Origin of the sequence: Saccharopolyspora shandongensis (assembly GCF_900106995.1) — a bacterium.
Taxonomy (GTDB): Bacteria; Actinomycetota; Actinomycetes; order Mycobacteriales; family Pseudonocardiaceae; genus Saccharopolyspora; species Saccharopolyspora shandongensis.
In genome coordinates this window covers 1-6,725 of record NZ_FNOK01000119.1, presented here as the reverse complement: position 1 = coordinate 6,725, position 6,725 = coordinate 1, and the positions used below count along the sequence as shown (strand labels likewise).

The following is a 6,725-nucleotide window of genomic DNA, read 5'->3' as shown; positions in this document are numbered from 1 at the left end:
CGCCAGCAACGCCAACTGAATCAACACCACCAGCTTAAGAAACTCCACCTCCATCGCGATCTGATCCAACGCATCAGCCATCGCATCAAAATGATCAGCCGCCGCATCCAAATAATTCGACGGCCCATCCACAAACGGCGCCATCCGCGCCGCAAACGCCCGCTCCGACGCCCCCGCAAAACCCGACGACCGAATCCCCTCCACCGCCGCCCGCGCATCCACCCGCAACCGCCGCAAACGCCCCGCATGCGACCGCCACACCGCCGCCAACTCCCGCACCTTATCCTCATTAACAGGCGGCGGCTCATCCCCCGTAAGCCAATAGCACAGCTGGCGCTCAAACTCACTGAACATGATCGCCATAACTGCCCCTCTAGCTCACCTAACCACTAACCCAGCACACACGCCAACTACACCGACGCAGGCGAACCGGCATCACCATCGGCTTCGTCGGCAACATCGGCACACAAAATTCGGTCACCTCGATCCTGGCCGGCCACCCGGCACCGGCACCACGTCACGCCTCGCACAACAAAAACACGACTCCTTCAAACAGCAAAGTTCACCGAACAACTCGAGTTCAGGAAGATGTCACTTTCGATTTATATGCGCGCGAGTGAAAGGTGAGCTGCAACACGTATTCGTGCTCATGTGGTGGTCGTGAGTGCGTAACCGACCCCCAGGTCCGTGTCTTTGCTCACTACCTCGTGAACAGTTTGTGTCTCAGGGCCTCGTGAACACTGGATGGCCTGCTGTCCGTGATCATCAGTGGTGGGCGGAGCAGGGTTTTCGATGGATCCAGATCTGGTCGCGGCGGTCCTCGCCGGCGGTGAGAAGGTGTGCATCCTGCAGATCCTGGATGATCATTCCCGCCTGGACGTGGGAACGTATGCCGCCTCCAGCGAGAACGGCGAGGAGACCTGGGCGGCGTTGCAGCAGGCCTTCGCGGGCTACGGGGCGCCGGTGCGGGTGCTCACCGACAACGGTCTGGCGTTCTCCGGCAAGCACCGCGGGGGCGTGGTCGAGACCGCGTCAGCATCATGATCGGCGACACGGTCGTGCGGACGCTGACACTGGACCGCAGCGTCCGCTACCAACGGCTCACACAAAACTGTCCACGACGTCGTGAGACATAACTGTCCGTGAGGTCCTGAGACATGACCCCCGGCTCCAGCCCGGTTTCGCACTCACGACCGATTGTCAGCCGAAGCGCATGACCCGGAACTCGAACGGTGCGGTTTCGATGAGCGGCTGAGCACGCCCATCCATCGGGTCAAAGAGCTGAACACCGTCGGTTTCGTTCACAGCCACCAACAGGTGCCCGACGCTCTCCCGTCCCCGGGTGTCCTTCCTGCGCAGCCACACCAGTGCCTGGGTTTGTGCGGGAAAGGAGGAGATTTCCTCCAGAACCCCGAACCAATGGTCGTGGAGGCCGATACCGACCACGGGGCCGAGCTCGGCGACCATGGGGCCGAACCACTCTGCCTGCGCGGGTTTCGGCGGTGGCATCAACCCCGGTTTTCCGGCGTTCCAGTCGTCCAGCCACGTCCACGGATCACGGTTGGGCAGGCCGAACGGCTCTTCGCCGGCCGCTTTCGGGACCACCAGGGCCGCGTCGAGCATTTGATCGCGCCAGTCGCCAATCTGCTGGAAACTCCGGGTAGTGCAGGCGAACAGCCAGCCACGCTCGGTCTCATCGGCCGGATCAGGAGAGACGAGTTCCACTTCGCCGTCGTAGGTGTACGTCAGCCACGCCTTCGCTTTCTCGACGGCCTGGGCGAATTCGTCCGCCGCGCCTTCCCACGGCAGCAGCTCGCCGTCGGAATCACCTCGCGGGCGACGGAAACGCGCCACCACGAGCTCAGCGACCTCGGCGTTGTTCTGCTCGGCGACAGTCCCCCGCAGACCATCAAGAAAGACCACATCGTCATCCGCGTAGTTCGCGTACAACAGGTGACCGGCCAGTTCACGCCCGCCGAACTGACGGCGCAGCCACACCACTGCCCGGGTCCCCACACCTCCGTCCTCAATGGCCCTGGCCGCGTCCTCCCACGTCGTACAGGTCAAGACCTCGGCGTCGGGGAAATAGGTCGCCAGCATCCGATCCCACCAGCCCGGCGTTTCGTAAGCCGGATCCCACGGCAGCGCCGTGGCAGGCCAGCAGTTCACCGCGGCATCGGTCGCGATCAGGCAGTTAAGCGCGTTGACCCGCCAGCGCCACGACCCCGGCTCGGCCCGGGACAGATTGAGGGCCTCATCGAGCGGATCGGCGTTAGACGCGGGAAAGGGTTCCGCCCCGTCCAGCGGCACGCAGATCGTCGCCGCCAACATCGGCTCGGCGGACTCCACGTAGCGGCAACCGAAGAACGCCGCCCGCTCCGTCTCGAGGATCGCCTTCTCGTCGCTCAACGCCACACGCTGCCCATAAGTGTCCTGCAACCAGGCTCGTGCCCGCTCCGCGAGCTCGTTCATATTCCGCCGTCCCCACTCACTCGCCAATCCATCTCCAGCGGAGTATGAGCTCGCCGCACGCCGGCCTCCAAGCCGCTTACCCGAACTTCAGGCACAACTGCCCATCCGGACTACCCATGCGGGGAAGGGACGAGGCCGTGCGTACTTTGTGCTGCCATAGCAACAACATACATACGGCTGGACTGACCAGCAGAAACACCGAACCGACGCAAATGCGGCGCGGAAGACCTACGCGGTGTAGGCGATTGCGACGACGGAACACGTGCATGCCGTCCACGTCACGGCGGGCGATCTCCAGGCACAGCCCCTCGGTCCGGACCTCCCGAACACCGGCTAAGAAGGCATCGAACTCCGCAGCGGTGAACACCAACCGGTGATCATCCGGTGCACCTAACACCGTCTTGTCGTCACACAGTTCGACCCAACCGTCCCGGCGGGCGACACGTACACAATTCTTGTCGGGCTCGATATGCGTTGCCTTGTGGAAATCCCGCTCGGCAACAACTTGATCAGGTGCTTGATCTGCTGCTGCATCACGTCTGCTGGGGCCCACATGCGGCGCAAGCACGACTCACTCATGACGACCTGGATCGTGGGCGGCTCGGGCATGTCGAGAATGTCACGCCCGCACAGCCGACGAAGCGTTCTGCGGCAACATCTTTGCCTTGGCCAACCCATCCGAAATGGACTGGATTCACGCCAGGACCTGCCCAGACTGCAACACTCCGGGCAGGTCTGGTTCGTCTTGCGTGACAGACTGGGCTTCAGCGCCCAGCCTCCGGCTCGCCGAGCCGTCGAACGGGACGACGCGATCATGACCTAGATCGCTCAAGACTGGTCCAGGCTCACAAAGCGCCGCCGCACGCGGGGCGTGGATCGTCTTCTTCGACGAGTCCGTCATCACCTGCGCCCAGCACGGCATCGACCGTGTCCGCGGGCGACTGCGCGTTGCCCTCGATCGCTACCAGGAGGTACCGAGTGGTGGCGGAGCTTCTCAATTCCACGAAGCGCGGATGGCGACGGTGGTGACGCCCGGTCCGAAGCCGACAAGCAGCCCAGTTGCCGCCGGGTGCGCGCTCGCTTGGTGCCAAGTTCGGGCGAGGACGTCCAGGACGGCGACACTGGCGGTATTGCCGAGTTCGCGAAGACTGGCACGGGAAAAGGCGAACAGTTCCTCGGAACAGCCGAGTCCGTCCCTGAGCGCGTCCATAATCTTGGGGCCGCCGGTGTGGGAGATGAGGAACTGCGGGGCCCAATGCGGCTCGGGGCTGTTCGTTCGGAGCCACGCCGCCAGATGCGGCACGGTTTTGATTATGCAGTCAGTGACGGATGGCAGGGTGTCGAAGTGAAAGCCCGCCTCGTCGACGCGGTAGACCATGTCGTCGAGGGACGCCGGTAGAAGGTACTCCCAGGCGGCACCTAGGCGTAGGCCGCTGCGGGTGTCGTCGGCCGAGACCACAGTGGCCGCGCACGCATCCCCGAACAAAGCGCCGGAGACGAGGCTGGAAATGGTGAGGTCGTCCGCTTGGTAGGACAAGGAAGGGAGTTCCACCGCAACAACCAGGACGTGGGTTGCGTCGGGGTGAGCCGCGAGGTCCTGAGCGGCCCGGGCTAGCGCGTAGGCACCGCCAGCACAGCCCATCTGGGCGATGGGCGTGCGGCGTACGGTGGGGCGCAGTCCGAGTGTGTTGACCAGATGTGCGTCCACGCCAGGTAGGGCGTGACCGGTGCAGTTGGCAACCACCAGCGCATCAATGTCGTTCGCGGTGCAGTTGGCTGCGTCCAGGGCGTCGAGGGCGGTGTTGGTGGCCAGTCCGACGGCGTGTTCGAGGTGAAGACGATTCCGTTTGCTCAGGCCCGTGTGCGCGACGATCTGGTCCAGCGGGATGACGGCGCGCCGGGACCGCACGGTGGTGTTTTCCAGCACTCGTCGGATGGCGGAGAGTTTCGGGTTGTCCCGCAGGCGGCGTGTCAAATGGTCCAGGACTTCACTTTGGTCCAGCACGTGGGGCGGTAGGCCCACGACGGGGCGAGAGACGATGGGCACCGCTACCCTCGCACGGCCACGATGGCGGCGTTCGCGCCGGCCGCGGCCAGCGGGACGATGCGGGGCTGTTCGAACCCGGCTTCGAGGAGCCACGTTGTGTACTCGGTCTCCGAGTAGTTCTTGCCCCCCTCAGTCTCGATGAGCATGTTCATCCCCATCAGGGCGGCGGCTGGAGGGCCGGTGCGCTCAGGGTTCAGCACCAGTTCGCACACGACAACTGCGCCGCCCGGCGGAAGCGCCGCGTAGCACTTGGCCAGGAGCTGACGATTGCTCGCCTCGTCCCAGTCGTGGAGGATCATGCTCAGCAGGATGACGTCGTAGCCACTGGGCAGCGGCTGGTCGTCGAGGAAGTCGCCGGCGGTCGTGTCGAGCACGTTGCCCAGGCCCGATTCCGCGATCTTGTCCGCGGCGAGGTCGCACACGTGTGGAAGATCGAATACGGTGGCCGACAGGTGCGGGTTGCGGCGGCACAGCTCGATCGGAAACGCTCCCTGCCCGCCCCCGACGTCCAGCAGCCTGTTGTGCGCAGCGAAGTCGTAGGAGTCGCCCAGTGCTCGGGCGGTGAACGTGGAGATGGAATACATGGCCTCCCAGAACAGGGCCATCATCACCGGATCTTCGGCCGCGAACGGCGAATCCTGGGTCTCCGGGTCCCAAGTGGTGGGTCGGTTCGTGCGCAGCGCTTGAACCACCCGGTGCCAGGCGGGGTACTCGCGCTGATCGCAGAACCGGACGAAGCCGCCGAAGTAGTAAGGACGGCCCACCACGAGGAACTCCTCCGCGACCGGCGCGTTGCGGTATTCGTTCCCGGTCTTCTCCAACAATCCCAGGGACGCACACGCGGCCAGCAGCAGATCAGTGGGCCGATCGGGCATTCCGAGGGCCTCGGACGCTGCTTCGACTGTGGCCGAGCCGAGGTTGGAGAGCTTGGTGAACAGCTCCAGCTCGACGGCGGCGGCGAAGCTCTTGAAACTCCAGAACCCCGTAGTTAACTGCATCAACGATGCCGGAGTCAACTCGGGAGGTTGTTCGACCTGACCCCGGCGCTTGATTCGAGGGTGCGGTAGCGGGCGTAAGTCTTCCAACGAGTCGGTTGATTCCACTACGTCAGCCACGGTCGTTCTCCTCTTCTCCGACGCGTATCTGCACGTACCCGCCCGCGGCACGGTGTCCGAGACCTGGGAAAAACGATCTCCACTGTGGATTCCGCCGTCGATCTAGAAGATTTCCGGCACGCTCGGGGGGTTGCGGTGAAAAGCTATGCGGCGGACTCAAGGAGAAGAAGGGTGGATCTCTCGGTCTACCCGAAAGTACCTTCGAGGGTTGCCTGAATCGCTCGTTGCTCGCGAGAGGATCGCCTCTACTGCTGTAGCCTCGCGAGGCCCGGCCACCCGGACGAGTTCGCCGTCATTGGACCCGGTGGGGCCGAAACACAGGTAGAAGGCCAGATTGCTGGCGTCAGTGCGACTGCGACGGATGAACACCCACCGTCGCAGTGACGACGCTCAGGTGAATCTTGAATCTCCCCAGACTTGCTCACTGAATTTCCCCACCCGCGTGGCTCCGCCGAGACGGGCGGGGCTCCCTCGAGGCTGGCGGTCTCTGACCACACGCCAGCTCGAAGGAGCCCCACGTCTCGATGCTCACACGGGAGGAAGACATCGACGCGCACGCCCCGTTCGCTCGGGGCTGGACGATCTCGGCGATCGCCCGCCACCTGGGCCGGGACCGCAAGACCATCCGCGCCTACCTGTCCGGCGACCGCCAAGCCGGCGTCCGGGCTCGCACGAGTCCGGATCCGTTCGAGCCGTTCGCGATCTACTGCACGGCGCGACTGGCCGAGGACCCGCATCTGTGGGCCACCACCCTGTTCGACGAGCTTCTGGAGCTCGGCTACGGCCGACCCGCCCGAGCGCTGGGGGGGGTGTCCCTATGTGGTTGTCAAGCCGCAGCGGGCGCGGCGTCTGGATGGGGGTGCCGGTAGTAGGTCTTGTTGCGGAGCATGGCGAACAGGACGTCGCAGCGGCGCCGGGCCAGGCAGATCAGCGCGGCGTTGTGTTTCTTCCCTTCATCGCGTTTCCGCTGGTAGTAGGTCCTGCTGGTGGGATCGGACAAGGCCGCGAACGCAGCCAGGAAGAACGCTCGTTTGAGTTTGCGGTTGCCGGTTCTGGCCGGGTGTTCGCCCTTGATGGAGGAGCCCGAACTG

General features: G+C 64.4%; 7 protein-coding genes and 2 pseudogenes. 2 read left to right on the top strand and 7 right to left on the bottom strand.

Going from position 1 to position 6,725, the window contains the following annotated elements; translation table 11 throughout:
- On the bottom strand, nucleotides 1–363 hold a 363-nt coding region (locus tag BLW84_RS45760), incomplete at its 3' end, for a WXG100 family type VII secretion target (protein ID WP_143061232.1).
- 429 nt (nucleotides 364–792) lie between these two features.
- On the opposite strand from BLW84_RS45760, the gene BLW84_RS45755 reads away from it, so the two are divergent.
- Complete coding sequence (locus BLW84_RS45755; RefSeq protein WP_245761850.1) at nucleotides 793–1,044, top strand: DDE-type integrase/transposase/recombinase; 252 nt, start codon at nucleotides 793–795, stop codon at nucleotides 1,042–1,044.
- A 156-nt stretch (nucleotides 1,045–1,200) separates the two neighbouring features.
- On the opposite strand, the gene BLW84_RS45750 is transcribed toward BLW84_RS45755, so the two are convergent.
- The 5 genes and pseudogenes from BLW84_RS45750 to BLW84_RS45735 form a co-directional block, all read right to left on the bottom strand.
- Nucleotides 1,201–2,415, bottom strand: coding sequence for a toxin glutamine deamidase domain-containing protein (locus BLW84_RS45750; RefSeq protein WP_245761852.1), 1,215 nt, complete (start codon nucleotides 2,413–2,415; stop codon nucleotides 1,201–1,203).
- Nucleotides 2,416–2,548: 133 nt separating this feature from the next.
- The gene (locus BLW84_RS45745) at nucleotides 2,549–3,025 is read right to left on the bottom strand and encodes a DUF397 domain-containing protein (protein WP_093278992.1); all 477 of its coding nucleotides are present in this window, start codon (nucleotides 3,023–3,025) and stop codon (nucleotides 2,549–2,551) included.
- 8 nt (nucleotides 3,026–3,033) lie between these two features.
- A pseudogene (locus BLW84_RS50105) lies at nucleotides 3,034–3,081 on the bottom strand (hypothetical protein); the annotation flags it as partial.
- Between the two features lie 385 nt (nucleotides 3,082–3,466).
- A complete protein-coding gene (locus BLW84_RS45740) occupies nucleotides 3,467–4,495 on the bottom strand; it encodes a type III polyketide synthase (RefSeq protein WP_281247507.1) in 1,029 nt (342 codons plus the stop codon).
- Nucleotides 4,496–4,521: 26 nt separating this feature from the next.
- Nucleotides 4,522–5,634 (bottom strand): methyltransferase, encoded by a 1,113-nt coding sequence (locus BLW84_RS45735; protein WP_218157774.1) that lies wholly within the window; start codon nucleotides 5,632–5,634, stop codon nucleotides 4,522–4,524.
- A 524-nt stretch (nucleotides 5,635–6,158) separates the two neighbouring features.
- Here BLW84_RS45735 and BLW84_RS45730 point away from each other — a divergent pair.
- On the top strand, nucleotides 6,159–6,503 hold the full coding sequence (locus BLW84_RS45730) for a terminase gpP N-terminus-related DNA-binding protein (RefSeq protein WP_218157773.1): 345 nt from the start codon (nucleotides 6,159–6,161) through the stop codon (nucleotides 6,501–6,503).
- Here BLW84_RS45730 and BLW84_RS45725 read toward each other — a convergent pair.
- A pseudogene (locus BLW84_RS45725) lies at nucleotides 6,461–6,725 on the bottom strand (IS110 family transposase); the annotation flags it as partial. The gene BLW84_RS45730 and the pseudogene BLW84_RS45725 sit on opposite strands and share 43 nt — an antisense overlap.